The following is a 26,801-nucleotide window of genomic DNA, read 5'->3' as shown; positions in this document are numbered from 1 at the left end:
TGCCGGTTAACCCTACTCGGTGAGAACGTTTGTGTCCTTTTCGAGAGCGCGGCAACCCGCTGCCGGGACCTGACACCGACGCGGCTTAACCCATCCCATGCTGATCGTCTGCCCGGCCTGCGCCAGCGAGTATCGCATCGATGCCGACCGCGTCGGCACCAGCGGGCGCTCGGTGCGCTGCGCGGCCTGCCGCGAGACGTGGTTCATCTCGTCCGACGAGGTCGTGGCCGCGATGTTCGACGAGATGTCGGCGGCCGAGGAGCCTGACACCAGCGCCGCTCCCCCATCACCGGAGCCGCCGCCAACCGAAGCCCCGGTCGATGAACCCGTGCCGCGTCCGCGGCCGAGCAAAGGGAAGGCCGCCAAGCGGAGCAAGCCGAAGCGCTCGGCGCGGCGCTTCTCCCCGGCGCTTGCCGCCTGCCTCGTCCTTGCCGCCGCCTTGCCGCTCGTGCTCCTCGGGCGCGCCAGCGTCGTGCGGGCGATGCCGCAGACGGCGGGGCTCTTTGCCCGCGTGGGCCTGCCGGTGAATTTGCGCGGCATCGATCTGACCGACATCGCCGCGTTTCAGGTGGCCGCCGACGGCAGCAACCCAGCCCGGCTCGTCGTGGAGGGGGATCTCGTGGCGGTTGCCCGGGACCGGGTCGCCGTGCCGGCGATCGAGCTCGAGGTCCGCGACGCCGGGGGACAGTCGCTCTACCGTTGGACCGTCCCGGGACCGCGCGCGGCCCTGGAGCCCGGCGAGCGGGCGCGGTTCAAGGCGAGCCTCTCGGCCCCCCCGGAAAAGGGCCGGCAGGTCGAGGTGCGCTTCTCGGACGATGCCGCCGTCGGCGCGGGCGCCGTTCCGTCCCCTTAGAGCACCGCCCTGGATATAGGATCCGGGACGGTGCTCTATCCTCCTGATTTTGCATCATCCATTTCCGAAAGCCGGCAACCACCTTTCGGGATGATGCTCTGGAGAAATCTCGGGAAAGCCATCGTGGCGTTCCGGCTTACAGCTGTGGATTGCGTCGATCCGGCAGCGGGCGCGTCGCTTGCGCGGGTCTGCAACGCTGGCGGAGCCCGCTGCGCATGGTATGGTGAAGTATGGCACGGCCGACGGTGGTTCGTGCCGTTGGAACATTCCGCGAAACCATCACGAGCCGCATGAGCACCGCATCGAAACGCGTCCGTGTCCTGTTCGACGAGGCGGCGATCGCCAAGCGCAACGACGAGTTGGCTGACGAGATCGTCGCGGCCAAGCCCGAGAACCTGCTCGTCGTCGCGGTGCTCAAGGGCAGCTTCATGTTCGCCGCCGACCTGCTGCGGTCGCTCCACCGGGCCGGGCTCTCGCCGCAGGTCGAGTTCGTGCATCTCTCCAGCTACCGCAACTCGACCGTCTCCTCGGGCCAAGTCGAGATCCTGCGCGACGTGCAGAGCGAAGTGCGCGGGCGTGACGTGCTGCTGGTCGACGACATCCTCGAATCCGGCCGCACGGTCGTCTTCGCCAAGGACCTGTTGATGGCCCGCGGCGCCAAGCGCGTGCTGACCGCGGTGCTCCTGGAGAAGCCGGGCAAGCGTGCCGTGACGATCGACGCGGATTTCGTCGGCTTCACCTGCCCGGACGTGTTCGTGGTCGGCTACGGCATGGACGCCGCCCACGCCTTCCGCCAGCTCCCCTTCGTCGGATTGGTCGACTACGACAGCAGCGACGCGGATCTGTTCGGGGGCGCCTGACCGTAATCCCGGTCCGGCAAATTCCTGATAAGAACGTGATACTTGCTCGAAATTTGCCACCGATGGAACTCTGTCAGCTTATGAGGCTTGACAGGCCGCGCTTCCCTGCGGTCACTCGGGCGCGACGATCCACATCGAAGGAACGGTAGAGGACGCCCGACCATGGCGCGCATCCTGCTCGTGGATGACGAGGATACGGTTCGCGGCTTCCTCAAGCGCGGGCTGGAATTGGACGGTCACACCGTCGTCACGGCCATCGACGGCAGCGACGGCCTCGATCGCCTGTCCGAGGCCGGCGGCGGCTTCGACCTGATGTTGACCGATATCCGCATGCCGCTGATGGACGGCATCGCGCTGTCGCTCGCGGCCAAGCGCGACTATCCCGATCTCACGATCCTGCTGATGACGGGCTTTGCCGACCAGCGCGAGCGCGCCCGCGGCCTCGATGCCATCGTCACCGACGTGCTGACCAAGCCCTTCTCCCTGGCCGACCTGCGCTCCACGGTGACGCGGGCGCTGGCGGCCTAAGGCATCGTCCTTTTGCCGAAAGCGGCGCCCACCTTTCGGCAAGGTGCCGTTGATCCGTATCCGACCTGATTGCATCGGGCCGGCGCTTCTCGATCATGGGTTCGAGGCGTATCCCGACGAACCGGTAACCCCTTCGTCGGGATGCGCTCTCGGGACTCAGTTCATCTGCCAGATCGTTCCGTTGAGCAGGCAGGCAAACGACACCCAGGCGGCGTAGGGCACGAGCAGCCACGCCGCGGCCCGATCGAAGCGCCAGGAGAGGCGGATCGTCCACAGGATCATGGTCAGCATGGCGAGCGCGACGATCAGCGCGAGGCCGAGCTGGTGGGCGGCGAAGAAGACCGGTGTCCAGGCGGCATTGAGGGCGAGCTGCGCGCCGAAGGCGGCCAGTGCCAGCCACCACGCCTTCCGGGCCGGCCCCGGCACCGGGCGCGCGCCGAGCAGCCGCCAGAGAGAGACCGCGATCAGGGCATAGAGGATGGTCCAAGCCACTGGAAACACCCAGTTCGGCGGGTTGAAGGCCGGCTTGCGGATCGTCGTATACCACTCCTCGATATTGGTGCCGGTCGAGAGCGACCCCACCGCCGTCACCAGGATGACGGGGAGGATCGCGGCGGCGAGCCGTGGGATCGGCGGCAGCGCCGGCCGCTCGGGGATGTCCAATGCGCTCATGCGCCCTGCAATGCTCCGTCGCTCATTTCTCCGCCTTGCCCGGTCCGGCGGATTCGCTCAAGCCGGCATCGCGACCCGACACCGAGCGAGGAAACCCATGAGCCGGTCCAACGCGCCTCACGGCGATTCCGATGCAGCGTCTTCCGAGGCGCTTTCGTCCGAGGAATGGCGCCCGGCGACGCTGGCCGCGCAGGCGCTCGGCCGGGTCGATCCGGTGACGCGGGCGGTGGTGCCGCCGCTTCATCTCTCGACCACCTATCTGCGCGACCCCGACAACGCCTACCGCTCCGGTTTCGTCTACGCCCGTCCCGACAACGCCACGACGCGCGAGGCGGAGGACGTGATCGCCGCGCTCGAACGGGCGGAAGCGGGCGCCCTGCTGTTCGGCTCCGGCATGGCGGCAGCGTCGGCGGTGTTCTGCGCGTTGGAGCGCGGCGACCACGTGATCGCGCCCGACGTCATGTACTGGGGACTGCGTCGCTGGCTGAGGCAGGAGGCGCCGCGCCTCGACCTTGCGGTCGACTTCGTGCCGATGGACGACACCGAGGCCGTGCGTGCCGCGATCCGGCCCGGCAAGACCCGTCTCGTCTGGGTCGAGACGCCGGGCAACCCGCTCTGCACGGTCACCGACATCGCCCGCATTGCCGAGATCGCCCATGCCGCCGGGGCGCGGGTCGCCGTGGACTCGACCGCTGCGAGCCCGATTCTGACCCGGCCGCTGACGCTCGGGGCCGACATCGTGATGCATTCGGCCACCAAGATCCTGAACGGCCATTCCGACGTGGTGGCCGGCGTTCTGGCCGGGGCGCGGACGGATGCGTTCTGGGATCGGCTCGTGGCGATCCGCGGCGGCTGGGGCGCGATCCTCGGCCCGTTCGAGGCGTACCTTCTGATGCGGGGACTGCGCACGCTGCCCTTGCGCGCCGCCGCACAGAGCGCCGGGGCGCTCCACCTCGCGCAGCGGCTCTCCGCGCATCCGCTCGTGAGCGCGGTGCTCTATCCGGGGCTGCCCGACCATCCCGGCCACGCGGTTGCCGCGCGGCAGATGACGGGCGGGTTCGGCTACATGCTCTCGATCCGCGTGGCCGGCGGCGAGGCGGCGGCGATCGAGACCGCCGCGCGGGTGGCTCTGTGGAAGCGGGCCACCTCGCTCGGCGGCGTGGAGAGCCTCATCGAACACCGCGCCTCCGTCGAGGGGCCGGGTACCCCCTGCCCGCCCGACCTGTTGCGCCTCTCCACCGGCATCGAAGATCCGGAGGACCTGCTTCGCGATCTCGACGCGGCTCTGACGGCTGCGCACAGGCCGACCGGCTGACGCTTTTTTCGGAATTTTGTGGAGGGCGCGTGGCCGTTGCGGTGCTCCGTGCGTTGTCGGGGCGACGAGCCCCAACCGGGACGCGAGCCGCCATGATGAACCGCAAGCCCCTCCTCCTCGCCACACTCTCCTTCGGCCTTGTCTGCGGCGCAGCCAAGGCCGAGGACGGGCCGCCGAAGCTCGATGTCGAGGCGACCTGCCAATCGGCAAAGCGGGTTCAGAAGACGCTCAGCGACAATGTCAGCGCCGATTCCTGCCTCAATTCCGAGCGCGGCGCCGAACGGGATCTGAAGAAGCGCTGGAGCGAATTTCCGGCCGCGGCCAAGACGCAATGCACGCAGCAATTCGAGGCCGGTGGCTTCCCGTCCTATGTCGAGCTGCTGACCTGCCTCGAACTGGCGAGCGGTACGGTCCCGACACAGCCCGCCCTCGACTCCTCGGGCAAGTCCGATGTCGGTGGTGCGGCCAGCCGCGGCGAAAGGAAGGGTGGGAGCACCCTCACCCGCGACCCCGCGCCCACCCAGCGCACCAATCCGATCGAGGTGCTCGAGGGCAAGTAGCCCGGCGGCTCATCCGCGCCGATCCTGTCGGCCCATGAGCGCCGAGGGCTGCGCCCTCGCGCCGAGCCGGAAATCCGCTTCGGCGCAGAGCGCTCAGCGCAGGTTCGGCGCGTGCGCCTCTTCGATGGTGGCAGGGAGCCACGCGGACGGCGCGGCGGTGATCGCCGCCGGCTCGGCGCCGGCGGTGCGGCTCTGGTGCAATTCGAGCAGTTCCGGAGCCGGGCGCGTGTCGTCCTCGGTGAGGAAGAGGCCGCGCGCCTTCGAGCCGAGCCCGAGGCGGGTGCTGCTGGTGAGAACACTCTGGAACGGGCTCGTCAGCAGAGCGAGGGCGACCGGCGCCATCCACAGGGCGAGCCAGGAACTGCCGAAGGCGAGCAGCACAGCGAGCGCCCCGCCCGCCGCAACCGCGTCGCTCTGGAGGCGGAGCGCCTCCCGCCACGGCACGCTGCGATCGTTGCGGGATTGCGTGTCCCAGCGAACCACCCGCCCGAACAGGGTCGTCACGACGGCGCCCGCCGCGAACAGCGCCATCACCGGCCAGAGCAAGATCCAGATCGCCTGTTCGAGCGCCGCGCTCACGAGCAGCGAGCGGGTGCCGCCGAAATCCGCCCGGCGCCGGGCCGAGGCGAGGACGTAGCCGAGGCTCAGCAGCTTCGGCAGCGCCATCACCGCGACGACGAGGGCCGCGAGCGCCCAGGCCGCCGCGTTGCCGCCGTCGAGACCGTAGCCGATCAGTCCGAGTTCGCCCGAGCGCACCGCCTGCCACGTGCCGAGCGCGAGGAAGGCGATCCAGAGCGGATACACGCAGTAGCCGAGGATACCCACGCCGAGATGCCAGCGGCTCGCGCCGAGCAACCCCTTCATCGGCAGCACGCGGATATGCTGCAGGTTGCCCTGGCACCAGCGCCGCTCGCGCCCGAGCAGGTCGATGAGGTTGGTCGGCATTTCCTCCCAGGTGCCGCCCATCTCCGGCAGCAGGCGCACTTCCCAGCCGGCGCGGCGCAGCAGCGCCCCCTCGACGATGTCGTGGCAGAGGATCTCGCCGCCCAAAGGCGGCTTGCCGGAGAGGACCGGGAGTTCGGCGTTGTTCGCAAACGCCTCGATGCGCAGGATCGCGTTGTGACCCCAGTAGGAGCCGTCCGGCCCCTGCCACGTCTCGAGGCAGCGCAGGGAGAGCGGCGCATAGAGGCGCACGGCGAATTGCTGGATGCGCGCGAACAGCGTGTCGCGGCCGGCCGCGTAGGAAACGGTCTGGATCAGGCCGGTGCGCGGGTTCTCCTCCATCAGCCGGGCGAGCCGGCGCATGGCGGCGCCGGTCATCAGGCTGTCGGCGTCGAGCACGATCATGAAGTCGTATTCGTGCCCATAAGTGGCGCAGAACTCGGCGATGTTGCCCGCCTTGCGGCCGGAATTGTCGGCGCGGCGGCGGTAGCGGATGCGCGGCATGCCGCGGCCCTCGCGCCGGCTCCAGGCCTGGATGCGGGCGAATTCGTGCTCCTCGACCGCGCTGATCGCGCCCTCGCGGGTATCGGACAGGACGAAGATGTCGACATCCGAACCGTCGCCGCCCTCGCGCTGGAGCGAGCGGGCCATGACCCGGATCGCCGAGAACACCGCGAGCGGGTCCTCGGCATGGATCGCCACCACCGCCGCCGTGCGGCTGAGGCCGGTGGGACGGGTCGAGATCGTCGCGGCGCGGCGCTCCAGCGCGGACAGGGTACGGTCGCCCATCAGCGCGGCGATGAGCCCGTAGAGATACTGCCACGCGGTGAAGCTCTGCCACGCCATCAGCACGACGAAGAGCCCGAGCACGGCGCACCCGAGCCACGTCTCCGGCACGCCGTAGGCCGCGAGCGCCAGGGCGGCGATGGCGGCGGCGATGGCCAGCGTCGGCGCCGCCAGCGCGAGGCGGCGCAGGCGGAACGAGGCCGGCCGCGGCGCGGGGCCCGCGCCCCTCGGGCGGGTTTCACCCCCGGCCCCCGTCTCGACGGAGCGGTCCGCCTGCGGCAAGTCTGGGCTGGACATGATCGGCGTCGACACTCGCGGGAGGGATGAACGGATGGCAGGATCGTCGGACGCGGACAACGAGGCGCCCGAAGCAATCGACGTTTCGCGGCGCGCCATCGTCCGTGGCGCTTTTCGAGGTGCTCTTGCCGGTACGGCCGGCCTGGGCATTCCTGGCCTCTTCGACCTGAATGCCGCCAGAACGATGGCTCAAACGTTGCCAAACGCCTCATCCCAATCGCCGATCGAGGCCCGTCCGGTCACCTTCGAGGCCGTGGCGGAACGGGCCGAGCGGCTGGCGGCGCAGGTTTACGCGGCGCCGAGCAGCTCCCTGCCGCCGGAGCTGGCCGCGCTCGACTACGACGCCTTCCAGGCGATCCGCTTCCGACCCGAGGCGACGGTCCCGCTCGGACCCCGGTTCTCGATGCAGCCGTTCCACCGCGGCAACCTGCACGCCAAGCGGGTGGAAATTTTCCTGCAATCGCCCGACGGCGTGCGCCCCTTCGGCTACGATCCCGACCTGTTCGATCTCGGGCCGGCCTTGCAGGGGCGCCGCTATCCCACCTCGCTCGGCTATGCGGGCTTTCGCATCGCCCACGGGTTCGATGCGAGCCGGCCGCAGGCCCACGAGGAATTCCTGGTCTTCCTCGGTGCCTCCTACTTCCGCATCCGCGGCCGGGGGCAGATCTATGGCCTCTCGGCCCGCGGCATCGCCGTGAATACGGGATTGCCGCAGGGCGAGGAGTTTCCCGACTTCACCAGTTTCTGGATCGAGGAGCCGCACGGCGGCGCGGCGACGATCACGATTCTCGCGCTGCTCGACGGTCCGAGCCTGACGGGCGCCTATCGCTTCGCCGTCACGCCGGGCGATCCGTCCCATGTCGCGGTCGAAGCCGCCTTGTTTCCGCGCCGTCCGATCGCAGCGCTCGGCCTCGCGCCGCACACCAGTATGTTCCTGTTCGGCGAGAACGGGCCGGGCGTGCCCGGCGCCGAGCCGTTCGACGATTTCCGACCACAGGTGCACGATTCGGACGGGCTGGTGGTGCAGACCACCGGCGACCGGTTGTGGCGGCCCCTCGTCAACGGCCGGCCCGCGCCGCAGATCTCGTCGTTCCGCGCCGCCCCGCTCGAAGGCTTCGGGCTGCTGCAACGGGAACGGCACTTTGCCGCCTATCTCGACGTGCAGGCGCAGCACGAGGACCGGCCGGGCCTGTGGATGACGCCGCAGGGCGGATTCGGCGCGGGTGCGGTCCGGCTGTTCGAGATCCCCTCACGCACGGAGGCGACCGACAACATCGTCGCCGCCTTCGTGCCGGAGGCGCCCGTTGAAGCAGGCAAGCCATTGCGGCTCGCCTATTCCCTCGTCACGGTCGGCGCCGAGCCGGCGCCGGCCCTCGCGCCGCCGCTCGCCCGTGTGGTTTCGACCCGCGTCGGTTCGGCTGAGCGTCTGCGGCCGACCGATCCGCCCTCGCCGCAGCGGCGCCTCTACGCCATCGACTTCGAGGGGCCGGGCCTGCCCGACGATCCGAAGGCATCCATCGACGTGGCGCTCTCGGCGAGCGCGGGCGCGCTGGTCGAGCCCTATGCCGAGCGGGTGCCGCAGACCGGCGGCTGGCGCCTCTACGCCGAGTTCCGGCCGCCCGATCCGCGGCCTGCGGGGGACGTGGTACTGCGCGCCCGCCTCTCGCATGCGGGACGCGTTATCACCGAGACGTGGGACGGCGTCGCCTGACGCGGATGAACTGGCAGGGTCGCCGGCCGTTAACGGGGCACCAGCACGTCCGAACCCGGAGTCAGGGATGCGTCCCAACTTGTCCAGCGTCCCGCGATCCGCGCTCGCCGCCCTCGCCCTCTCACTCGCGGTTGCCCCGCTTCCCGCCCTCGCCGAGGCGGCGCCCGCCGGGCCTGCGGCCACCCGCTTTATCGAGCGGCCCGAGGTGGGCACGATGCGCGGCTCCAAGGTGATCGGCGTCGGCGTGGTCGGGGCGGACCATGTCCGGGTCGGCAAGATCGAGGACGTGCTCGTGGACGGCACCGGCCGCATCCAGGCGGTGGTGATCGGCGTCGGCGGCTTCCTCGGCGTCGGCGAAAAATACGTCGCGGTGCCCTTCGACCAGCTCGCCTGGAATTTCGAGGATGTGTCCCTCACCGGCGGCACGTCTTCGGTGGTGACGCCGGACAACGCACCGAGCGAGAAGGCCGCCGACAAGGCCAGTGCGGAGACGATGCCGGGTTCGAAGGTTTCCCCCGAGGTTCTGGGCGCGGTGCAGAACCAGCAGAGCGGCCGCGTCACAGAAGCGACCGGTCCGGTCGAGCCTCAGCGGCCAAGTTCCACGCCCGCGACGGTGCTCGTGGGCCACGATCTGATCCATGCCGAGGTGCGCTTGACCAAGGCACAGCTCAACGACGCGCCGGCCTTCCAGTTCGACAAGGCGAAAGAGTAACCGCCTTCGCCCGGGCGGCCTGCATCCTTGGAGCTTGCGTATCATGAGACATGCCGCCTTCGCCGTGACGGTCTGGCTCGCCGGACTTCATGCGGCGCTCGCCCAGGCCACCAACCCTGCCCCGCCGATTCCGGAATCGGGGCCGTCCGGCTCCAGTTCGGGCGCGGCGACGTCCGCGGCCACCGATTTCAACTGGGTCTGGGTCAGCGTGCTGATCGCGCTCGCCGTGCTGGCCCTGTGGGTCTTCGCCCGCAAGCGTCAGTCGGGTCCGCCGCGGTAGAGACGGGATCGTTGGGGTCTTCTTTCCAACCCGCCTCCTCACCCTGAGGTGGCGGCGCGAAGCGTCGCCCTCGATGGGTCCGCCAGTCACCGCACGGGAACCGAAAGAATCCTTCGAGGCCACTGCGCGGCGCCTCGGGATGAGGCGGTGTAGACGAGCGTCAGCCCTTCTTCGCGCTCGGGAAGAACAACGGCTCGCCGTTGATCTTGTAATCGGCGATTGCCTGCTGTCCCTCGGGCGAAACCAGCCAATCGATGAAGGCTTGGCCTTCCTTCACCTTCACGCTCGGGTGCTTATCCGGATTCACCAGCATCACGCCGTAGGGGTTGAACAGGCGCTTGTCGCCCTCGACGAGGATGGTCAGGTCGCCCCGATTCTTGAACGAAAGCCACGTGCCGCGATCGGCCAGGACGTAGGCGCCGAGCGACGAGGCGGTGTTGAGCGCCGGACCCATTCCCTGTCCGACATCGCGATACCAGTCGCCGCGGACCGCCGGGAGATCGACGCCGGCCTCCTTCCAGCTCCGCAGTTCGGCGCTGTGGGTGCCGGAGCGGTCGCCGCGTGAGACGAAGGGCGCTTGTCCCTCCGCGATGGCCTTGAAGGCGTCGTCCACCCCCTTGCCCCGGATGCCGGCCGGGTCGGCCTTCGGGCCGATCAGCACGTAGTCGTTGTACATCACGTCCTGCCGCCCCTTGGCGAAGCCCTCGGCGACGAACTTGTCCTCGGCCGGGCGGTCGTGAACGAGCACGACGTCGGCGTCGCCCCGGCGCGCGGCGTCGAGGGCTTGGCCGGTGCCGAGCGCCACCACCTTCACGTCGATCCCGCTCTTCTGCTTGAACAGCGGCAGGATGTGCTTGAACAGGCCCGATTGCTCGGTCGAGGTCGTGGAGGCGACGACGATCGAGGCGGGCTCGGCTGAGAGCGGTGAGGCCGTGCCGAGGGCGGCAAGGAGCGAGAGCGTCAGGAAGCTGCGGCGAAGGAGGTCCAAGGCAGTTCTCCGGTGAGGTAGGCCCGCGCTTCAGGGGTGCGGGGTGAGAAGAGGACGGATCGAGTCGGACCCCGCTCCACGGCGCGGCCGGCGGCGAGCACCACGGTCTCGTCGGCGAGCCGGGCGACCTGCCCGAGATTGTGCGAGACGAGGAGCACGGTGGTGCCGGCCCGCGCCATCTCGGTGATCAGGCTCTCGATGGTCTCGGTCGCGGCCGGATCGAGGCTCGCGGTCGGCTCGTCGAGGAGCAGGAGGTCGGGCCGCATCGCCCAGGCGCGGGCGAGCGCGAGGCGCTGCTGCTCGCCGCCCGAGAAGCGCGTCGCCGCGTCCTTCGCCCGCTCCGACAGGCCGACGCGGGCAAGCGCCGCCGCGATCCGCGCGCCGCTTTCCCGGCGGGACAGCTTCAGCGAGACCAGCCCGAGGGCGACGTTGGCGGCCGCACTCGCGCGCACCAGAGCGGGGCGCTGGAACACGAAGGCGCGGCGGCCGGGCGTGAGGCGCACCGTGCCGGTATCCGGCCGCAACAGACCGTCGATCACCCGCAGGGTCACGCTCTTGCCCGCCCCGTTGGGGCCGATCAGGGCGGTGATGCCGTGCGCGGCGACGTCGAGGTCGAGACGGTCGAGGATCGGCCGTCCGCCGATCGCCAGGCTGACGCCGTCGAGACGGATGGCGGGCGCGGCGCTCATCCGTAGGCTCTTGCGACATGGCTGCGCAGGAGCGCGGCGGCGGCGTTCACCGCCAGCACGAGGCTCATCAGCACGAGGCCGAGCGCCAGGGCGAGGCTGAGGTCGCCCTTCTGCGTCTCCAGCGAGATCGCCGTCGTCATGGTGCGGGTATGCCCGTCGATATTGCCGCCGACGACGAGCACGGCGCCGATTTCCGAGATCGCCCGGCCGAAGGCGGCCAGTGCCGCCGTGACCAGCGAGAACCGCGCGTCGTAGATCAGCACACTTGCTCGGCGCGGTGCGGTGAGGTGTAGCGAGCGCAGCTGCTCTCCCAGATGCGCCTCGGCATCGGCGATGACCTGACGCGTCAGCGCCGCGACGAGCGGCGTCGCCAGCACCGCCTGCGCCGCCACCATCGCAGCGGGGGTGAAGAGCAGGCCGAACGCGCCGAAGGGACCCGAGCGGGAGAGGGTGAGATAGAGGATCAGCCCGACGATCACCGGCGGCAGGCCCATGAAGGTGTTGAGAAGCCCGACGACGGCGCCGCGCCCTGGAAACCGCGCCACCGCGATCAGCGCCCCGAGCGGAATGCCGAGCGCGAGCCCGATCCCGACGGCGGTGACGCTGACGCGCAGGGACAGCCACGCGATCGCCAGGACATCCCGGTCGAGCGTCCACAGGCGCGAGAACGTCTCCTGAAGGGTTTGGCTCAAGGGGCTCGGCTCGTCGATATCATCGCCTCCGCACCCGGAGCGCAGCTGAGGCGTATCCGGGGCTGCGCGGGGCAGGCCGGGATGATACGCCGGTTGACGCAAGATCAATAGGAAAGGCCTTGCATATGGTTGGTGAGGACGGGCGGCCCCTGGCTTCGACCGCCTCCGGGTGGGACGGGCTCCGCGTACGCCTCCATGTCGAGGGCCGCTGCGAGGGGGCATCCGACTTCGCGCTGCGCGGTGCGTACCTGCTTCTCGAAGCGCTCGGCCGGACCGGCTCGCTCCAGGGAGCGGCCGAAGCGCTCTCGATCTCCTATCGCTCGGCCTGGGGGCAACTCGATGCGCTGGAACAGGCCCTCGGCCAGCCCGTCGTGGTGAAGACCAAAGGGCACGGCAGCAGCCTCACGCCGCTCGGAGTCGCGCTGCTGACACTGCTTCAGGCCTCGCGGACCCGCCTCGCGCCCGCCCTTGCGGCCGAGGAGATGGCGCTGAGCGAGGGCCTGCGGCGGCTTCTGGAACCGGCCGATGCACGTATCCGTCTCGCGGCGAGCCACGACCCGCTGCTGCTGGAGGCGATCGAGGCGCGGCGCGAGATCGACCTGATGGTCGCCGGCAGCCTCGATGCCCTGGCGCGGCTGCGCGAGGAAACGGTCGATGCCGCGGGCTTCCATTACGGGTCGGACGGCCCGCCGCCAGCGCCCTTCGGCGCGGTGTTCGACCGTCGCGACCTCGTCGTCGTCCCGCTGTTCCGCCGGGAACAGGGCCTGATGCGGGCCGCCGGCAATCCGCTCGATTTGGGAAGTGTCGCCGACATCGCCGCGCGGCGGGCGCGCTTCGTCAACCGGCAACGGGGGGCCGGCACCCGAATCTGGTTCGAACGGCTCTGCGCCGAGGCGGGCATCGACGTCGAGCGCATCGTCGGCCATCAGACCGAAGAATTCACGCATCAGGCGGTGGCGGCCCTGATCGCCACCGGCGCGGCCGATGTCGGCATGGGCACCCGCGTGGTTGCCGAGCGCTTCGCCCTGGATTTCCAGCCCGTGGGTTGGGAAACGTATTTCCTCGCGATCCGCGCGCGGATCGATACGGAACGGCTCGGGGCGCTCCGCGAGGATCTCCGCAGCCGGGCCGGACGGACGCCCGGCTACGCGCCGCCCCTCTGATGTCTCGTAGTCGCGATCCGCGGCCCGGCCTCGCCGGATCAGGCCGAGAGGCGAGCCCTCACCACAGCAAGACGTGCGGATAATACGCCAGCAGATCGCCGGGGTTCACGCCCGTCGCGTCGTCGGGCAATTCGACGAGGCCATCGCTCTCGGTGAGCGACGTCAGCACCCCCGCCCCGTCGCGCGGGAATTTTCGCGCTTCCAGGTCGCCCGTCTCGCTGCGGACGAGACTGACGCGGACGAATTCGCGGCGGCCTGCCTTCTTGCGGTAGCTGAAGCCCGCCCGCACCGGCCAGGACAGGGGCGGCTCGTAGCGCGCGCCGCCGAGCCGGGCGAGCAGGGGCCGCACCACGAAGAGCAGCGTGATGTAGACCGCCACCGGATTGCCCGGCAGCCCGACGAAGGGCGTGCCGGCGACCAGCCCCACCGCGACCGGACGGCCGGGCTTGATCGACAGCCGCCAGAGCATCAGCCGGCCCTGCGCCTCGACGGCGGTCTTCACGTGATCCTCCTCGCCGGTCGAGACGCCACCGGAGGTGAGGATCAGGTCGTGGTCCCGCGCCGCCTCGGCGAGGCGGGTCGGCAGGGTGGCGGGATCGTCGCGCAGGATGCCGAGGTCGTCCACCGCGACGCCGAGCCGGGTCAGCAGGGTCACGAGAAGGACGCGGTTCGAATCGTGGATCGCGCCGGGGCGAAGGGGGATGCCGGGCTCGGTCAGCTCGTCGCCGGTCGAGAACACGGCGACCCGCAACCGGCGGCGCACGGCGAGTTGCGCATGGCCGGTCGCGGCGGCGAGGGCCAGATCCTGCGGGCGCAGGCGCCGTCCTGCGGGGATCGCGAGGGCGCCCGCCGCCAGATCCTCGCCGGCGGGCCGGGCATTGGCGCCGGGCTTCAGCCCCGGCGGCAGGACGACCCGCTCGCCCTCGCGGCGCACGTCCTCCTGCATGAACACGGTGTCGGCGCCGGGCGGCATCGGGGCGCCGGTGAAGATGCGGATCGCGGTTCCCGCGGGCAGATCTCTGGCCGCCGTGCCGGCCGCGAGCCGGCCGCTGACCGGCAGGACGGTCTGCGTTCCTGCCTCGAGGTCGGCGAAGCGCACGGCGTAACCATCGACCGCGGCGTTGGCGAAGGGCGGCAGGTCGTGGCCCGCAAAGACGTCCGCGGCGGCGATCCGCCCGTCGGCGAGGCCGAGCGGCAGGGTCTCCGTGCCGGCGACCACGGGGAAGCGCTCGGCGATCATCGCCACCGCTTCCTCGATCCGCATCGGCTTGCCCCCGAAGGCGAAGCAATCGTCGGTGAGCTGTGCCATGGCTCAGGATCTTTCCAGCCGGGCGAGCACGGTTTCAAGCGCCTCGGCGCGCTCGGTCACGAGATCGGCGATGGCCTCGACGTCATCGAGCCCGACCACCGGCACCGCCGCCTGCGGGAAGGGAACGTCGCTGGCGATGCCGACGATGCGCGGGTCGTCCTCGTGCAGGGGCGGACGGCCAATGGCCGCGCGGAACACTTCGAGCTTCGGATGCGCCTCGCGCTTGAAGCCCTCGACCAACGCGAGGCCGGTCGGCGTCAGCCGGCGCAGCAATTCGGGCAGGGTGGCCTCCGCGCCAGCCTCGACCTCGCGGATCTGCGCCCACCGCCGGGCGGAGGACACGATCACTTCGCTCCCCCCGGCCTGCCGGTGGACGAAGGAATCCTTGCCCGGCTGATCGATGTCGAAGGCGTGGTGGGCATGCTTGAGAGTCGCGACCCGCATCCCGCGGGCGACGAGGACCGGGATGAGGCGGGCGAGCAGCGTGGTCTTGCCCGCCCCGCTCCAACCGGCGAGGCCGATGACGCGCAGGTCGCTCACGATTCGCCTCTTCCGGGTTCGAACCCGAGTTCGTTCAGGGCCGCATCCGCCTCGCGCATGCCGAGAAGCGCCAGGAAGGCGGCGAGCGCGGGCTTCTCGCGGTCGGCCTCGCGGTAGGCGAAGTCGTAATGCTCCTGAGCCAGCGGCAGGAAGCCGAGGCCGTAGGCCGCCGCGACGCTGGAGATCGCGACACCCCAATCGGCCCGGCCCTGCGCCACCGCCGCCGCGACGGCGTTGTGCGAGCGCGGCTGGTTCCAGAAGCCGGCCGGCCGGGCCGCGCCGATCAGGCCATCGACGAGGAGCCGGGTGCCGGAGCCGGCGTTGCGGTTGACCATCACCGCATCGGGATCGGCCAGCGCCGCGTTCACCGCGTCGGCGGCGCTGCGGCCCGCGAAGCGGGGGTCGCCCGCGCGGAACACCACACCCTGGAGCCGGCGCCAGCCGGGGGCGAGTTTCATGCCCGCTTCGAGGAAGGGCGCGTTGTAGCGGCCGGTCTCGGGGTCGAGCAGGTGCATGGCGGCCAGATCGCATTCGCCCCGGCGCAGGGCCGCGAGCCCCCCGGCCGAGCCGACCCACACCGTGCGGGCACGAAAGCCCCGCTCGGCCAGCAGCCCGACCACCCGGTCGAGCCCGATGCAGTGGCTGCCGATGATGGTGAGGTCCGGCGGCCGTACGCCGGCCCCGAGGCGAACCACCGAGACCGTCTCGCCCGCCTCGACGCCCGAGCGCGCGGCCGGCACGGCGAAGAAGCCATCGGCCTGCGAGAAAGCGGTGACGGAGCCGGAGCCTTTCGGCAGCGGCAGGGCGACCAGGCCATCGGCCGCCTGAGCGAGCGAGGCCATCACGAATTCGGTGCGGCCGAGTTCGGAGGTCAGCCGCTGCGGCAGGCGCGCCGACACCGCCTCCTCCTCCCGCTGCGGCAGGCCAGCGAGCGCGCGCACCAGCGGCACCACGAATTCGTGGAAGGTGAACATCGCGGAGGTCGGGAAGCCCGGCAGCACGACCACCGCCTTGCCCTCGGCGACGGCGAGGCAGAGGGGCTTGCCGGGTTTCAGCGCCACGCCGTGGACGAGGATGCCGGGCGGACCCAGCCGCGACAGGATGCGGTGCGAGACATCGCCCGCGCCCTTCGAGGTGCCCCCGGAGAGCACGACGAGATCGATCCGCGCCAGCGCCTTGCGCAGGGCGATGTCGAGCGCCGCCTCGTCGTCAGGGACGATGCCGAGCGGCACGGGCTCGCCGCCGTTCTCGGCGACCGAGGCCGCGACGATAGCGCCGTTCGAATCGTAGATGGCGCCCGCGCGCAGTTCGCCGCCCGGTGCGACCAGCTCGTCGCCCGTCGAGAGCACGGCGACGCGGGGGCGGCGCACCACGGCAATCTGGGCGAGCCCGCAGGCCGCGAGCATGCCGATCTCGCGGGCGGTCACCACCGCCCCTTTGCGCAGGACGGTTTCGCCCGAGGCCATGTCGGCGCCGGCATAGCCGACGAACTGCCCCGGCCGGACCGGACCCGTCACGTCGATGGCAAGGGCGTCTTCGAAGAATTCGGTCTGCTCGACCATCACCACGGCGTCGGCCCCGCGCGGGATCATGCCGCCGGTGGCGATCGGCGTCGCGGTGCCGGTGGCCACCGAACGCGTCGGGGCGACGCCGCAGGCCAGGATCTCGCGGTTGAGAGCGAGCCGGCGGGGCCGCGCGGCGTTGGCGCCCTCGGTGTCGGCGGCGCGAAGCGCAAAACCGTCGACCAAGGCGCGGTCGAAGGGCGGCACGTCGATCGGCGAGGCGATGTCGCCGGCGAGCACCCGCCCGAGCGCCCGGGCCAGCGGCACGGTCTCCGGCGGGAGCGCCGCGTGCGGGATCGCTGCGCGGAAGGTCGCATGCGCGTCCTCGCGGCTCATCACCGTCAGGAACTGCTCCTGCCGGGCGGCCGCGGCGAGCCGCCGGGTGAAATCCGTCTCGCGATCCGCGCTCACAGCGGCACTACCTCGACGAGGCTGCCGGCCGGATAGCCCTCCCGCTCCGGCGGGACGAGCACGATTCCGTCCGCCTCGATCAACCGGCGTAGGGCAAGGTCGGCTCCGCCGAGGGGTTCGATGTCCGTCCCCTGGACGCGAACGAAGACGATTTCGGCAAGTCCGACGGTCGAGGTGATCTTGCGCGCGGTCCGCCCCGCCCTCGGCGCGGCTTCGACGGCGCTGGTCAGCGCTGCGACCAGCGGCCGGCCGAGCGCCAGGACGGTCGCCAGTGCTGCATCGGGCCGGCCGGGCAGGAGCAGGACCGGGCGGTCTCCGGCATCGCCGATCCCCGCCGTCTCCCCGGGCCGCAGGGCGAGGCCGTGAGCGACCACGCGGCCGGCTTGCGCCAGCCCTTCGGCGCTGCGGTCGCTGCGTCCGAAACCCGTGCCGCCGAGGACGAACACCGCATCCGCCCCGTCGGCCAAGATGGCGTGGGCGATCCGTTCGGCGTCATCCGGCACCGTCACCGTCTCGGCAATCCCGCCCGCCCGCGCGATCATGGCACTGAGCGTCGGCGACAGGACGTCCGGCGCCCCCGTCACCACGAGGCGAATCCGGGCTTCGCGGATCGCAACTTCGAAAAGACCCGCGGCAGCGAGGCCGAGAAGGTGGCGCGGCTCGATCCGCTCGCCCGCCGTCAGAAGAGCGTCACCTTCGGAAAAATCCTCGCCCGCGGCGCGGGTGCCTTCGCCCGGACCGACGTCCGCGACGGCGCTGCGGTGCTCCAACCCCTCGGCGGCCAGTATCGCGTCGGTGCCGGGCGGAAGGCGCTCGCCGGCTTCGACCCAGGCGGGAGCATGGGGCAGCGTCACCGGCGCGTAGGGCGAGGCACCGCTGATCTGCGCGGCCTCCACCGCGAAGCCGTCGCGCAGGGCGGTGAGCCCGGCCGGGATGTCCTGGGGAAACGTGAGCGAGGTCGCGGCGATGTGCCCGGCCGATCGCGCCAGCGGCACCGATCGCGGCGCGACCGGCGCTGCATGCCGCAAAAGCAGGGCGAGCGCGTCGGCGAGCGGTGTCAGGGCGGCGGAGGCTGCGCGCATCGTTCAAGCCTCCGCGCGCGCCGGCAAGGCGGCGGGCCGAACGGCGAGGATGCGTGAGGCTCCGTCCTGTCTCATCACCGCGAGCGATGCGCCATCGCCGGGCGCGGATCAAGGTTCGGCAGACCACCGCTCCGGCGCCTGAGACACAAACCCTCACCTTCCGTGGGCGGACGGCGTCCCGACCGGTCGCGTATGGTCCGCCGGGAAAACGGAGTTGGATGACGATGCGGGCGACGCGGATTCTCGGTCTGATCGCGGCCTTCCTGCTCGCCGTGCCGGCGTCGGCGCAGATGCGCGGCCACGGCGGGCCGGTTCGTGCGCTCGCCGTGACGGGCGACGGTCGCCTCGCGGTCTCCGGCGGGTTCGATCAGGCGGCGATCGTCTGGGGTCTCGAGACCGGCGCGGCGCTGAGCGTCCTGCGCTTCCACGACGGCGCGGTGAACGCCGTGGCGGCCCTTCCCGGCGGGCGCTTCGCCAGCGCCTCGGAGGATGGGCGCATCGCCCTGTGGCGGTTGGGACAGGCCGAGCCGGAGCGCGTGCTCGAAGGACATGCCGGCCCCGTCGCCGGGCTCGCCGTCTCGCCCGACGGAACCATGCTGGCTTCCGCCGCCTGGGACGGCACCGCGCGGATCTGGCCGCTGGCGGGCGGACCGGCGCGGATTCGCGAAGGACACAAGGGCAACGTCAGCGCGGTCGCCTTCCTGCCCGACGGCCGCCTCGTCACGGCCGGCGCCGACGCCGGCGTGCGGATCTGGACGCCGCAGGGGGAGACGGCCGTGGCCGCGACGCTGCCGAGCGCGCTCAGCGCGTTGGCGGTGACCGCGGACGGCGAGATCGCCGCGGCAGGGGCAGATGCCACGGTGCGGTTTCTCGCCCCCGACGGGCATGTGCGGTCAGAGGTCGAACTCGGTCCTGCCCCGGTGATCGCGCTGGCGCCGGCGCCCGACGGCACCCGGATCGCCGCCGCGAGCGCGGGCGGTACCGTCGCGATGATCGAGCGGGCCAGCGGAAAGATCCTGTTCACGCTGGTCGGGCCGGGCCTTCCGGTCTGGTCGCTGGCGTGGCGGCCGGATGGGGGCGAACTCGTCACCGGCGGCGGCGACCGACTCGTGCGGCGCTGGAACGCGGCGACCGGCGAGCCGATCGGCCCCCTCGCGATGCCTCGGCCCGCAGACGCGCTCGCCGCGTTTCACGGTGAGCGGGGCGCGGAGGTGTTCCGCGCCTGCGTCGCCTGCCACACCTTGACGCCCGACGACGCGCCGCGCGCCGGCCCGACGCTCGCCGGCCTGTTCGGCCGGCGCATCGCGGCGGTTTCGGGCTACCGCTACTCGGAGGCACTGAAGGGTATGGACATCGTTTGGACTCCGGAGACGGTCGCCCGCCTGTTCGAAGTCGGCCCGGCGCGCTTCACCCCCGGCACCCGGATGCCGGAGCAGACCATCAACAGCGCCGAGGACCGCGACGCGCTGATGCGCTTCCTCGCCAAGGCGACGGAGAAACACCCGACTGGGCCGAACTGAGCCGCACCCGGTCGAGCCTTCGGCGAATCAGCCGTGGCAGCTACAGCCCGCGTGGTCGCAGCCGGCATGATCGGGATGACCTTCGGCGCACTCGTCGCAGCAGAAGGCCTTCTCGTCGCGCTTCACCGCCTTGGTGACCGAGACCACGCACACGCAGTCCGGGCAGGCGCATTTCACCATATCGACATCGACGCTCGCCATCGGGGTCATCCTTTTCGAGACGATTCTTTCCGCGCCCCGAAGCAGCGTGGCGCATAAACATCTTCCTGCGGGCCGATGCGGAGTGCAATCCTTGCGCGCGCAGGATCACCGGAAGTGGCACGAATGTGTCCGGTAATGTGCGCTTGCGAGAGGGGTGGACCGTCCCTTGCGATGGACTCGAGGCCCGGTCAGGCCGTGGTGTCGAGAAGCTGCGAGACCCGCGCCGCGAGTTCGGCGGAGGCGAAGGGCTTTGTCATCACCGGCAGATCCTCGGGAATCTGCACGGCTTCCGCATGGCCCGTCAGCAGAAGGATCGGCACGCCGGAAAAGCGCTGGCGGATCGCGGCGGCGAGCTCGACCCCGGTCATGCCGGGCATGGCGAGGTCGGCCACCACGAGATCGAAGCGCGCGCCCTTCTCCATCAAGTCCAGAGCCGTGCGCCCGTCCGCCGCCTCGGTTTCGCTGTAGCCGAAATCGCTGAGGAAGGAGGCGGTGACGTGCCGTACTTCCTCGTCGTCGTCGACCACGAGGATGCGGGCCGGACTTGCCGCGATCACCACCGCCGGGGCCGCCGGCTCTTCGGTGCCCTGGGCGGCGCTCTCGGCGCGCGGGAGGGCGAGTTCGATCCGGGTGCCCCGGCCGACTTCGCTGGTGATGCGCAGCCGCCCGCCCGCCTGCTGGGCGAGGCCGAACACCATGGCAAGGCCGAGGCCCGTGCCCTGCCCGACCGCCTTGGTGGTGAAGAACGGCTCGCAGACGCGTTCCAGAATTTCCGGCGGGATGCCGGTGCCTTCGTCGGCGACCGTGACGACGGCGTAGGTGCCGGGTTCGAGATCGGGATCGTCGGAGATCTCGGCGCGGCGGGTCGAGATGGTGACCGTGCCGCCGTCCGGCATCGCGTCGCGGGCGTTGATGCAGAGGTTGAGCACCGCGAGTTCGAGCTGGTCGGGATCGACCAGGGCGAAGGGCATGTCGGGTTCGAGATCCCGCACGACGCTGACATGGCTGCCGAGGCTGGAGCCGAACAGCGCGCTCATTCCCTCGATCAGCGCGTTCGGGTCCACGGGCCGCGCATGGGCGTCGTTGGAGCGGCTGAAACTCAGGAGCCGCTTGGTCAGCGCCGAGCCGCGTTGCGCCGCGCCGGTGGCGTTGTCCACGAGGCGCTTGACCCGAGGCTGGTCGGCGATCTTGGGACCGACGAGTTCGAGACTGCCGAGGATCGCGGTCAGCAGGTTGTTGAAGTCGTGGGCGATGCCGCCGGCCAGCGTGCCGAGCGCCTGCATCTTGTCGGATTGGCGCAGCCGCGCCTCCAGGCTCTTCTGCTCGGTCACGTCCCGCTCGATCGTCGCGAGATGCGTGACCTCGCCGGCTCCGCCGCGGATCGGCACGCGGATGACATGCGACCAGCGCTCGGCGCCGAGCGCACCGCGGGCGATCACCGTCGAGCCCGCTTCGCCGGCCGCGACGGCACGGCGGTCGGCGCCTTCCGCTTCGTGGGCCTGAGGCGTATCGGCGATCTCGACCTCGGTGCGGTCGAGGCAGGCCTCGACCGTGCTGCCGACAAGGCTGGCCTTGCGCGCGTTCAGGCGCACGAAGCGGCCCGACGCGTCCTTGAAGGAGATCGCCTCCTCGGCGTGATCCAGGAGGCCGCGCAGCAGGGCCCGCTCCGTGGCGAGATCGCGGCCGAGGCGGTGGCGTTCGTAGGCGTTGCGCACCGTGGCGCGCAGAAGCGTCGGGTCCCAGGGCTTGGCGACGTAGCCGATGATGCCGCCGCGATTGAGCGCCGCGATCACCGCCGAGATGTCGGCGTAGCCGGTGAGCAGGATGGCCTGCGCCTCGTGGAAACTGCGCACCTCGGCCAGCAGCGCGTCACCGGTCATGCCGGGCATGCGCTGGTCGGAGACGACGACCGCGATGTCCGGGTCGGCGCGGAGGATGTCGAGCGCCTCTTCGGGCTTGGCCGAGGTGAGCACCCGGTACTCGTCCTCGAACAGGTCCTCCAGAGCGATCAGGATGTCCGGCTCGTCATCGACGGCCAGAATCGTGCCTTTGCTCATACCGGTGCCGGTTGCCTCGGAATTCCGATGACGAAGCTCGCGCCGCCGCCCGGCGCCGTCTCGACGATCAGCGAGCCGCTATGCGCCTGAACGACGCTGTAGGCAATCGCCAAGCCAAGCCCGGTTCCCGATCCGACCGGCTTCGTCGTGAAGAAAGGCTCAAAGATCTTTTCTCGTAACTCCTCGGGAATACCGGGCCCGGTGTCGCTGATGCGGATCATGTCGGTCTCGGCATCCGAATAGGTCGCCACCGTGATCGTCCCGTCGCCGTGGATTGCATCTGCTGCATTGCCGAGGATGTTCATGACGACCTGATTCAAAAGGGCCGGCGTGCAGGAAATCTCCGCACGTCCCGAGAAGTCGCGGGCCACCGTGATCCGGGTGCCGAGCTTGTGCTGGATCAGCGCCAGCACCGTCTCGATCGCTTCCGGCACGTTGACGAGCCCGCGCTCGCCCTCGTCGAGCCGCGAGAACTTCCGCAGATTGAGAACGAGATCCTGGATCCGGGTCAGGCCCAGACGCATCGAGCCGACCCGGTCGCGCGCCTTCATCAGCGCCCGCTGTCCCTCCGGCGCATCGGGCGGCGGCAAATCACCGAGCAGGCGTTCCACCGTGCCCTGGTGGGCGAGGATGAAGGCGAGCGGGTTGTTGATCTCGTGGGCGATGCCGGCGACCAACTCGCCGAGCGAGGCCATCTTGGCCGCCTGAACCAGCTTGGCCTGGGCCTCCGTCAGCTTGCGGTTGGCATCCTCCAGGTCACGGTTGGCCTGTCCGAGGGCGTCGGCGAGGGCGGCGCGGGCGGCGGCCGCCTCGGCCTCGGCGCGGGCGCGTTCCACCGCCCGCTCGCGGTCGCCGAACTCGCCGGAGATGCGGCGGTTGTCCTCTTCGAGCAGGCGGCGGCGGACGAGGCCGCGCACACGCATCGCCAGGACTTCGCCGTCGGCCTTCGAGACCACATCGTCGGCGCCTGCGGCGAAGGCGGCGACCAGTAGGCTCTTGTCCGGCTTGTCACCGGCCATGCCGACGAGGGGGAAGGCGTTGCCGCCGCCCTCCGGTGCCTTCATGCGGCGCTCGGCGATCTCGGTGCAGAGCGCGATGCCGTCATAGGCGCTGCCGACGAGGTCGAGGGTCACGCAGTCGAATCCGGCGCCGGGTTCGTCGAGGGCCGCGAGCGCCCCCGTGCGGTCGGCCGCGGCGGCGACGGTGTGGCCTTCCTGGGTCAGCAGGCCGGTGAAGAAGGCGCGGTAGGTGGCGCTGCCATCGACGATCAGCACCCGGCCGCGGCGGAAGGCGGCCCCGGACGGTCCCTCCGTCGCGGAACTCTTGCGCTCGCGCAGGAGGGCGCGGATGCGCAGCACCAGCAGGTCGCGATCGGCCGATTTCTCGACATAGGCGTCGGCGCCGCTCTCGAAACCGTGGCGCTCGCCGTTGCGGGCGCTCGTGAGCATCACCACGGGCAGCGCCCGCGTGCGCAGCGAGAGCCGCATCTGTCGGGTGAACTCGTCGCCGTTCATGCCGGGCAGGTGGTGGTCGGCGACGACGAGATCGGGAAGGTCGGTGTTGAGCAGGTCGAGCGCGGCCTCGGCGGTGGCGCAGCGCTGCACCGAGAAACCCTGCCCTTCGAGCTGAAGCCGCAATTCGAGCGCCTGGGTCTCCGAATCCTCGACCAGGAGCAGGCGGTGGCCGGGTGGGGCGGATGATGCGCCGGAGGGCGATGCGCTCGCGGTCATGCCGGCTTCCTCTGTGCGAGCCGCACGAGATGGGGCGCCACTTGATCGATGGGGAGAACGCGGGACGCCGCGCTGAGGCGCACCGCCGCTGCGGGCATGCCGTAGACGACGGCGCTGCTCTCGTGCTCGGCCACCGTGGCGGCGCCGGCCTTGCGCATGTCGAGAAGGCCCTGCGCCCCGTCCTCGCCCATGCCGGTGAGCAGCACGCCGATGCCCTGCGCGCCGGCCTGCCGGGCGACGGAGCGGAACAGCACGGTCGCGGCCGGGCGCTGTCCGCCGACGGGGGCTCCGTCACTCACCCGCAGCGTGCCGTTCCCGCCGAGTTCGAGATGACGGTCGCCGGGGGCGACGTAGACATGGCCGGCCTGCATCGTCTGCCCGTCCCGCGCGACCCCGACGGGGAGCGGCACCACGCCGTCGAGCCAACTCGCAAAGCCGTCCATGAAGGCGGCGCCCATATGCTGAACCAGCAGGATCGGAAGCGGAAACTCGGCCGAAAGACCGCCGATCACCTTGGCGAGTGCCGGCGGGCCGCCGGTCGAGGCGGCGACTGCCAGCACGCTCGGTGCGGCTTCCGTTTCCAAGGAGGCCGGCAGGTCGAGCGGGGGCGCGGTCTTGCGCGCATTCCATTCCGCCCCGATCGGCCGGCGGCGGATGACCGGGACCGCGGCCATGATGCGCAGCTGCGTACAGATCTGGCCCGCGACCGCCTCGTAGCCATCATTGGTCGTGGCCACCGGCTTCTCGACCACTGAAAGCGCGCCGGCCCTGAGCGCGTTCATCGAGATCTTGAGCGAGGAATCCTCGACCGAATCGGCGATCACCACGATCGGCGTCGGCCGGCTCGCCATGATCCGGCGGGTCGTCTCCAGTCCGTCGATGCCGGGCAGGCGGATATCCATGGAGATCACGTCCGGGCGCACGGTCTCGATCGCCGCGAGCGCCGCCTCGCCGGATTCCACGGCGCCGGCCAGTTCCAGCCGCGGATCACGGGCGATGATGTGTGTGAGGAGGATGCGCACCACGAGCGAATCCTCGACAACCAGCACGCGCACGCGCGGATTCCCTGCCCCTCCGTTCACAGCAACTGACCGATGGTGTCCAAGAGTTCGCGCTGATCGAATTTCTGCTTGGTGAGGTAGGCGTCGGCGCCGAGTTCCAATCCTCGGGCGACGTCTTCCTCGTCGCCACGCGACGTCATCAGCACGATGGGGAGACGCGCGAAATCCTCTTCGGCGCGCAAAGCCTCGACGAGACCAAAGCCGGTGAGGCGCGGCATCTCGACGTCGGCGACCACGAGATCGACCGGCTCGATGCGCGCGCGCAGACGGTCGAGCGCCTCCTGCCCGTCGACGCAGACGATCACGCGGTAGCCCGCCGCTTCCAAGATGCTCTTCTCCAAGGTGCGGGTGGTGATCGAGTCGTCCACGACAAGAATCGTCGAACGTCGCGTTTCCGGGATCGTTCCGCTGCCGTCCCCAAGTCCTTTCGACGGGGACCGGCCGGCGCGCGGGCCGGCGCGGCCGATCCGGTCGATGAGTCCGTCCGGATCGAGGACGAGAGCGGGGGTATCGGTGCCGAGGATCACCGTGCCGGTGACGAGGGCAGGATCGCTGCCGATCGGCGGTGCGGGCAGGACGAGAAGCGTGCGCACCTCCTCCAGGCGATCGACCGCGAGCAGGCAGCGCCCCCGCGTGCCGCGCAGACGCACGATCGGGATCATCGCGCCCTCCGGGCGGCTGCTGCCGAGGCCGAGCAGATCGCCGAGTTCGGCGAGTGGCAGCGTCACGGTCTCGCCGCCCTCCCCCGCCACCTGCGCCACCGGTCGGCCCGCCACCGTGGACAGGGCCGAGGCATCGAGCCGCGAGAGCGCTTCCGCGGCACCGCTCGGCAGGGCGAAGCGGGTGCCACCAGCCGAGACGATCAAGACCGGCCGCCGCGCGGCCGAGAGCGGCAGGGTGAGGATCAGCGACGTGCCGTGCGGATGACGGCGGACGAGCTGCACTTGTCCGTGCAGGGAGCGGGCAACCTCGGCCACCACCGACAGGCCCATGCCGCGGCCCGACAGGGCATCGACCGAACCGGCGGTGGAGAAGCCCGGCTCGAACGGCAGCGCGAGCAGCATATCCGGATGGAGGCTCTCGCCCGGCGCGATCAACCCGCGAGCGCGACCCGTCGTCTCGATCGCCGCGAGGTCGGGCCCGCGGCCATCGTCGTGAATGCCGAGGACGAGCCGCCCGCCCTGTGCCTCGACGGTGAGCCCGATCGTAAGAGAGGCGGGCTTGCCCTGGCGCTGCCGGCTTTCCGGACTCTCCGCGCCGTGGCTCAGCGCGTTGCGCAGGGCGTGCAGCACCGGATCCTTGAGCGCCTGAAGCATCGCCCGGTCGACCGGCAGGTCGAGCCCGCGCGTCGCGACCTCGACGTCCTGTCCGTCGGAGCGGGCCATATCGCGCACCGCGCGGGCGAGGCCGCCGAACACCGTCTCAGCCGGCACCAGCGCGAGGCGCTCGGCTTCCTCGCGCAGGCGGCGCGCGGCGGTCTCGACGGACAGGATGACGGTCTTGTGCCCTTGCGCGAGGTCGGAGGCTTCGCGCGACAAGGCGGCGAGCCCCGATTCGATCTCGGCGAGCGCCCGGCGCAAAGCCGCGGCCTCCGTTTCCTCGGCCCCGCCGGGGATGGTATCCGGAACGCGGCGGGCGGCCTCCGTGCGGCGGCGCAGGGCGCCCGCGTTCGCCGAGAGACGCGTGATGCGCTCGGCGACGGCCCCCTGCCCCGGCAGCGCGGCCCAGAGCCCGTAGCTCGCCCGCGTCAGGGCTTCGACGGCCGAGGCCGGCACGCGAAGAATGGCTTGCGAAGGCTCCGCGGCCGGTTCGGTCGCGGCAGCCGGAGCGGCCGTTGGCGCGGCGGTCGGGGCAACCGGCGGCGAATCCGACTCGGGCCGAGCCGGTTCCGAAGCGGCGGCCTCGGGGTCGAGGCAGGCATTCAGCGCGGCCAGCGCATCCTCGGGCATGCGCGCCTGCCCCGTCGCGGTCGCGGCGACGTAGGCCTCGATCCGATCGAGGGCGAGATGGGTCGCGGCCCGTGCCGCCCGGTCGAGCGGGCGCTGGCCGGCACTGATGCGTTCGAACAGCGCTTCGAGCTGGTGCGAGACCGCCTCCACGGGAGGCAGGTCGACGGCGCGGGCCGCGCCCTTCAGGCTGTGGGCGCGACGGAACACGTCGTGCCAATCGACCGGCCCCTCCGCCGCGAGGGCGGCGCGGATCGCGTCGAGATGCTCGCGGTGCTCGATCTCGAAGGCGGCGAGAAGCTGCTGGCGGATGTCCATGCGGCGGGACGCTCGG

24 protein-coding genes are annotated in these 26,801 nt (G+C 71.0%); 10 read left to right on the top strand and 14 right to left on the bottom strand.

Annotation, left to right across the window (positions count from 1 at the left end; translation table 11 throughout):
• Positions 1 to 97 precede the first annotated feature (97 nt).
• The 3 genes from Y590_RS13360 to Y590_RS13350 all read left to right on the top strand — a co-directional run bounded on the left by Y590_RS13360 (position 98) and on the right by Y590_RS13350 (position 2,241).
• Positions 98 to 853, top strand: coding sequence for a zinc-ribbon domain-containing protein (locus Y590_RS13360; RefSeq protein WP_060770273.1), 756 nt, complete (start codon positions 98 to 100; stop codon positions 851 to 853).
• 290 nt (positions 854 to 1,143) lie between these two features.
• Positions 1,144 to 1,713: a hypoxanthine phosphoribosyltransferase gene (hpt, locus tag Y590_RS13355; protein WP_060770272.1), complete on the top strand. Its 570-nt coding sequence runs from the start codon at positions 1,144 to 1,146 to the stop codon at positions 1,711 to 1,713.
• A gap of 162 nt (positions 1,714 to 1,875) precedes the next feature.
• Entirely contained in the window at positions 1,876 to 2,241 is a 366-nt protein-coding gene (locus Y590_RS13350) for a response regulator (RefSeq protein ID WP_003600588.1), read from the top strand.
• A 156-nt stretch (positions 2,242 to 2,397) separates the two neighbouring features.
• Here the strand turns inward: Y590_RS13350 and Y590_RS13345 are convergent, their stop codons facing one another.
• Positions 2,398 to 2,913 (bottom strand): TspO/MBR family protein, encoded by a 516-nt coding sequence (locus tag Y590_RS13345; protein WP_060770271.1) that lies wholly within the window; start codon positions 2,911 to 2,913, stop codon positions 2,398 to 2,400.
• Between the two features lie 97 nt (positions 2,914 to 3,010).
• Between Y590_RS13345 and Y590_RS13340 the strand changes: the two genes are divergently transcribed.
• On the top strand, positions 3,011 to 4,228 hold the full coding sequence (locus Y590_RS13340; RefSeq protein WP_060770270.1) for a trans-sulfuration enzyme family protein: 1,218 nt from the start codon (positions 3,011 to 3,013) through the stop codon (positions 4,226 to 4,228).
• A gap of 92 nt (positions 4,229 to 4,320) precedes the next feature.
• Complete coding sequence (locus Y590_RS13335; RefSeq protein ID WP_060770269.1) at positions 4,321 to 4,788, top strand: hypothetical protein; 468 nt, start codon at positions 4,321 to 4,323, stop codon at positions 4,786 to 4,788.
• Between the two features lie 93 nt (positions 4,789 to 4,881).
• Here the strand turns inward: Y590_RS13335 and mdoH are convergent, their stop codons facing one another.
• Positions 4,882 to 6,813, bottom strand: coding sequence for a glucans biosynthesis glucosyltransferase MdoH (gene mdoH, locus Y590_RS13330; RefSeq protein ID WP_060772288.1), 1,932 nt, complete (start codon positions 6,811 to 6,813; stop codon positions 4,882 to 4,884).
• Between the two features lie 34 nt (positions 6,814 to 6,847).
• On the opposite strand from mdoH, the gene Y590_RS13325 reads away from it, so the two are divergent.
• The 3 genes from Y590_RS13325 to Y590_RS13315 all read left to right on the top strand — a co-directional run bounded on the left by Y590_RS13325 (position 6,848) and on the right by Y590_RS13315 (position 9,516).
• The gene (locus Y590_RS13325) at positions 6,848 to 8,524 is read left to right on the top strand and encodes a glucan biosynthesis protein G (protein ID WP_060770268.1); all 1,677 of its coding nucleotides are present in this window, start codon (positions 6,848 to 6,850) and stop codon (positions 8,522 to 8,524) included.
• Between the two features lie 67 nt (positions 8,525 to 8,591).
• Positions 8,592 to 9,236, top strand: coding sequence for a PRC-barrel domain-containing protein (locus Y590_RS13320; protein ID WP_060770267.1), 645 nt, complete (start codon positions 8,592 to 8,594; stop codon positions 9,234 to 9,236).
• Between the two features lie 43 nt (positions 9,237 to 9,279).
• A complete protein-coding gene (locus Y590_RS13315) occupies positions 9,280 to 9,516 on the top strand; it encodes a hypothetical protein (RefSeq protein WP_060770266.1) in 237 nt (78 codons plus the stop codon).
• A 160-nt stretch (positions 9,517 to 9,676) separates the two neighbouring features.
• Here the strand turns inward: Y590_RS13315 and Y590_RS13310 are convergent, their stop codons facing one another.
• The 3 genes from Y590_RS13310 to Y590_RS13300 are packed head-to-tail and all read right to left on the bottom strand — an operon-like array spanning position 9,677 to position 11,885.
• Positions 9,677 to 10,504 carry an ABC transporter substrate-binding protein gene (locus tag Y590_RS13310; RefSeq protein ID WP_060770265.1) on the bottom strand — a complete coding sequence of 276 codons (828 nt, stop codon included), beginning with the start codon at positions 10,502 to 10,504 and terminating at the stop codon, positions 9,677 to 9,679.
• Entirely contained in the window at positions 10,477 to 11,193 is a 717-nt protein-coding gene (locus Y590_RS13305; protein WP_060770264.1) for an ABC transporter ATP-binding protein, read from the bottom strand. The genes Y590_RS13310 and Y590_RS13305 overlap by 28 nt, the downstream gene beginning before the upstream one ends.
• Entirely contained in the window at positions 11,190 to 11,885 is a 696-nt protein-coding gene (locus Y590_RS13300) for an ABC transporter permease (RefSeq protein ID WP_060770263.1), read from the bottom strand. The genes Y590_RS13305 and Y590_RS13300 overlap by 4 nt, the downstream gene beginning before the upstream one ends.
• A gap of 125 nt (positions 11,886 to 12,010) precedes the next feature.
• Here Y590_RS13300 and Y590_RS13295 point away from each other — a divergent pair, with 125 nt between their 5' ends.
• Positions 12,011 to 13,048: a substrate-binding domain-containing protein gene (locus tag Y590_RS13295; protein ID WP_060770262.1), complete on the top strand. Its 1,038-nt coding sequence runs from the start codon at positions 12,011 to 12,013 to the stop codon at positions 13,046 to 13,048.
• Between the two features lie 58 nt (positions 13,049 to 13,106).
• Here the strand turns inward: Y590_RS13295 and Y590_RS13290 are convergent, their stop codons facing one another.
• From Y590_RS13290 to Y590_RS13275, 4 genes are read right to left on the bottom strand one after another with little or no spacing between them, the layout of a single operon-like run.
• Positions 13,107 to 14,357, bottom strand: a complete 1,251-nt coding sequence (locus Y590_RS13290; RefSeq protein WP_060770261.1) for a molybdopterin molybdotransferase MoeA — start codon at positions 14,355 to 14,357, stop codon at positions 13,107 to 13,109.
• Between the two features lie 3 nt (positions 14,358 to 14,360).
• Positions 14,361 to 14,897, bottom strand: coding sequence for a molybdopterin-guanine dinucleotide biosynthesis protein B (mobB, locus tag Y590_RS13285; protein WP_060770260.1), 537 nt, complete (start codon positions 14,895 to 14,897; stop codon positions 14,361 to 14,363).
• Positions 14,894 to 16,870, bottom strand: a complete 1,977-nt coding sequence (locus Y590_RS13280) for a molybdopterin biosynthesis protein (protein WP_060770259.1) — start codon at positions 16,868 to 16,870, stop codon at positions 14,894 to 14,896. Before Y590_RS13280 ends, mobB begins: the two co-directional genes overlap by 4 nt.
• Positions 16,867 to 17,952: a molybdopterin-binding protein gene (locus Y590_RS13275; protein ID WP_060770258.1), complete on the bottom strand. Its 1,086-nt coding sequence runs from the start codon at positions 17,950 to 17,952 to the stop codon at positions 16,867 to 16,869. Before Y590_RS13275 ends, Y590_RS13280 begins: the two co-directional genes overlap by 4 nt.
• Positions 17,953 to 18,170: 218 nt before the next feature.
• On the opposite strand from Y590_RS13275, the gene Y590_RS13270 reads away from it, so the two are divergent.
• On the top strand, positions 18,171 to 19,472 hold the full coding sequence (locus Y590_RS13270) for a c-type cytochrome (RefSeq protein WP_060770257.1): 1,302 nt from the start codon (positions 18,171 to 18,173) through the stop codon (positions 19,470 to 19,472).
• A gap of 27 nt (positions 19,473 to 19,499) precedes the next feature.
• Here the strand turns inward: Y590_RS13270 and Y590_RS13265 are convergent, their stop codons facing one another.
• The 5 genes from Y590_RS13265 to Y590_RS13245 all read right to left on the bottom strand — a co-directional run bounded on the left by Y590_RS13265 (position 19,500) and on the right by Y590_RS13245 (position 26,785).
• Entirely contained in the window at positions 19,500 to 19,673 is a 174-nt protein-coding gene (locus Y590_RS13265; RefSeq protein ID WP_003606929.1) for a metallothionein, read from the bottom strand.
• Positions 19,674 to 19,861: 188 nt separating this feature from the next.
• On the bottom strand, positions 19,862 to 21,730 hold the full coding sequence (locus Y590_RS13260; protein ID WP_060770256.1) for a response regulator: 1,869 nt from the start codon (positions 21,728 to 21,730) through the stop codon (positions 19,862 to 19,864).
• Complete coding sequence (locus Y590_RS13255) at positions 21,727 to 23,460, bottom strand: response regulator (protein ID WP_060770255.1); 1,734 nt, start codon at positions 23,458 to 23,460, stop codon at positions 21,727 to 21,729. The genes Y590_RS13260 and Y590_RS13255 overlap by 4 nt, the downstream gene beginning before the upstream one ends.
• A complete protein-coding gene (gene cheB, locus Y590_RS13250; protein ID WP_060770254.1) occupies positions 23,457 to 24,542 on the bottom strand; it encodes a chemotaxis-specific protein-glutamate methyltransferase CheB in 1,086 nt (361 codons plus the stop codon). The genes Y590_RS13255 and cheB overlap by 4 nt, the downstream gene beginning before the upstream one ends.
• A complete protein-coding gene (locus Y590_RS13245; protein ID WP_060770253.1) occupies positions 24,539 to 26,785 on the bottom strand; it encodes a hybrid sensor histidine kinase/response regulator in 2,247 nt (748 codons plus the stop codon). Before Y590_RS13245 ends, cheB begins: the two co-directional genes overlap by 4 nt.
• Between the last annotated feature and the right edge of the window lie 16 nt (positions 26,786 to 26,801).

The organism is Methylobacterium sp. AMS5, assembly GCF_001542815.1.
Lineage (GTDB): Bacteria > Pseudomonadota > Alphaproteobacteria > Rhizobiales > Beijerinckiaceae > Methylobacterium.
Note: the sequence above shows the minus strand (reverse complement) of the source record. Positions and strands in the feature narration are given on the sequence as shown.

Excerpts from the sequence above, each read along its gene's own strand:
- mdoH (WP_060772288.1), bottom strand. The coding sequence starts at position 6,813 with ATGTCCAGCCCAGACTTGCCGCAGGCGGACCGCTCCGTCGAGACGGGG.
- Y590_RS13335 (WP_060770269.1), top strand. The coding sequence starts at position 4,321 with ATGATGAACCGCAAGCCCCTCCTCCTCGCCACACTCTCCTTCGGCCTT.
- Y590_RS13270 (WP_060770257.1), top strand. The coding sequence starts at position 18,171 with ATGACGATGCGGGCGACGCGGATTCTCGGTCTGATCGCGGCCTTCCTG.
- Y590_RS13275 (WP_060770258.1), bottom strand. The coding sequence starts at position 17,952 with ATGCGCGCAGCCTCCGCCGCCCTGACACCGCTCGCCGACGCGCTCGCC.
- Y590_RS13260 (WP_060770256.1), bottom strand. The coding sequence starts at position 21,730 with ATGAGCAAAGGCACGATTCTGGCCGTCGATGACGAGCCGGACATCCTG.
- Y590_RS13265 (WP_003606929.1), bottom strand. The coding sequence starts at position 19,673 with ATGGCGAGCGTCGATGTCGATATGGTGAAATGCGCCTGCCCGGACTGC.
- Y590_RS13315 (WP_060770266.1), top strand. The coding sequence starts at position 9,280 with ATGAGACATGCCGCCTTCGCCGTGACGGTCTGGCTCGCCGGACTTCAT.
- Y590_RS13255 (WP_060770255.1), bottom strand. The coding sequence starts at position 23,460 with ATGACCGCGAGCGCATCGCCCTCCGGCGCATCATCCGCCCCACCCGGC.
- hpt (WP_060770272.1), top strand. The coding sequence starts at position 1,144 with ATGAGCACCGCATCGAAACGCGTCCGTGTCCTGTTCGACGAGGCGGCG.
- Y590_RS13345 (WP_060770271.1), bottom strand. The coding sequence starts at position 2,913 with ATGAGCGCATTGGACATCCCCGAGCGGCCGGCGCTGCCGCCGATCCCA.
- Y590_RS13325 (WP_060770268.1), top strand. The coding sequence starts at position 6,848 with ATGGCAGGATCGTCGGACGCGGACAACGAGGCGCCCGAAGCAATCGAC.
- Y590_RS13340 (WP_060770270.1), top strand. The coding sequence starts at position 3,011 with ATGAGCCGGTCCAACGCGCCTCACGGCGATTCCGATGCAGCGTCTTCC.
- Y590_RS13295 (WP_060770262.1), top strand. The coding sequence starts at position 12,011 with ATGGTTGGTGAGGACGGGCGGCCCCTGGCTTCGACCGCCTCCGGGTGG.
- Y590_RS13320 (WP_060770267.1), top strand. The coding sequence starts at position 8,592 with ATGCGTCCCAACTTGTCCAGCGTCCCGCGATCCGCGCTCGCCGCCCTC.
- Y590_RS13290 (WP_060770261.1), bottom strand. The coding sequence starts at position 14,357 with ATGGCACAGCTCACCGACGATTGCTTCGCCTTCGGGGGCAAGCCGATG.
- Y590_RS13245 (WP_060770253.1), bottom strand. The coding sequence starts at position 26,785 with ATGGACATCCGCCAGCAGCTTCTCGCCGCCTTCGAGATCGAGCACCGC.
- Y590_RS13305 (WP_060770264.1), bottom strand. The coding sequence starts at position 11,193 with ATGAGCGCCGCGCCCGCCATCCGTCTCGACGGCGTCAGCCTGGCGATC.
- Y590_RS13360 (WP_060770273.1), top strand. The coding sequence starts at position 98 with ATGCTGATCGTCTGCCCGGCCTGCGCCAGCGAGTATCGCATCGATGCC.
- Y590_RS13350 (WP_003600588.1), top strand. The coding sequence starts at position 1,876 with ATGGCGCGCATCCTGCTCGTGGATGACGAGGATACGGTTCGCGGCTTC.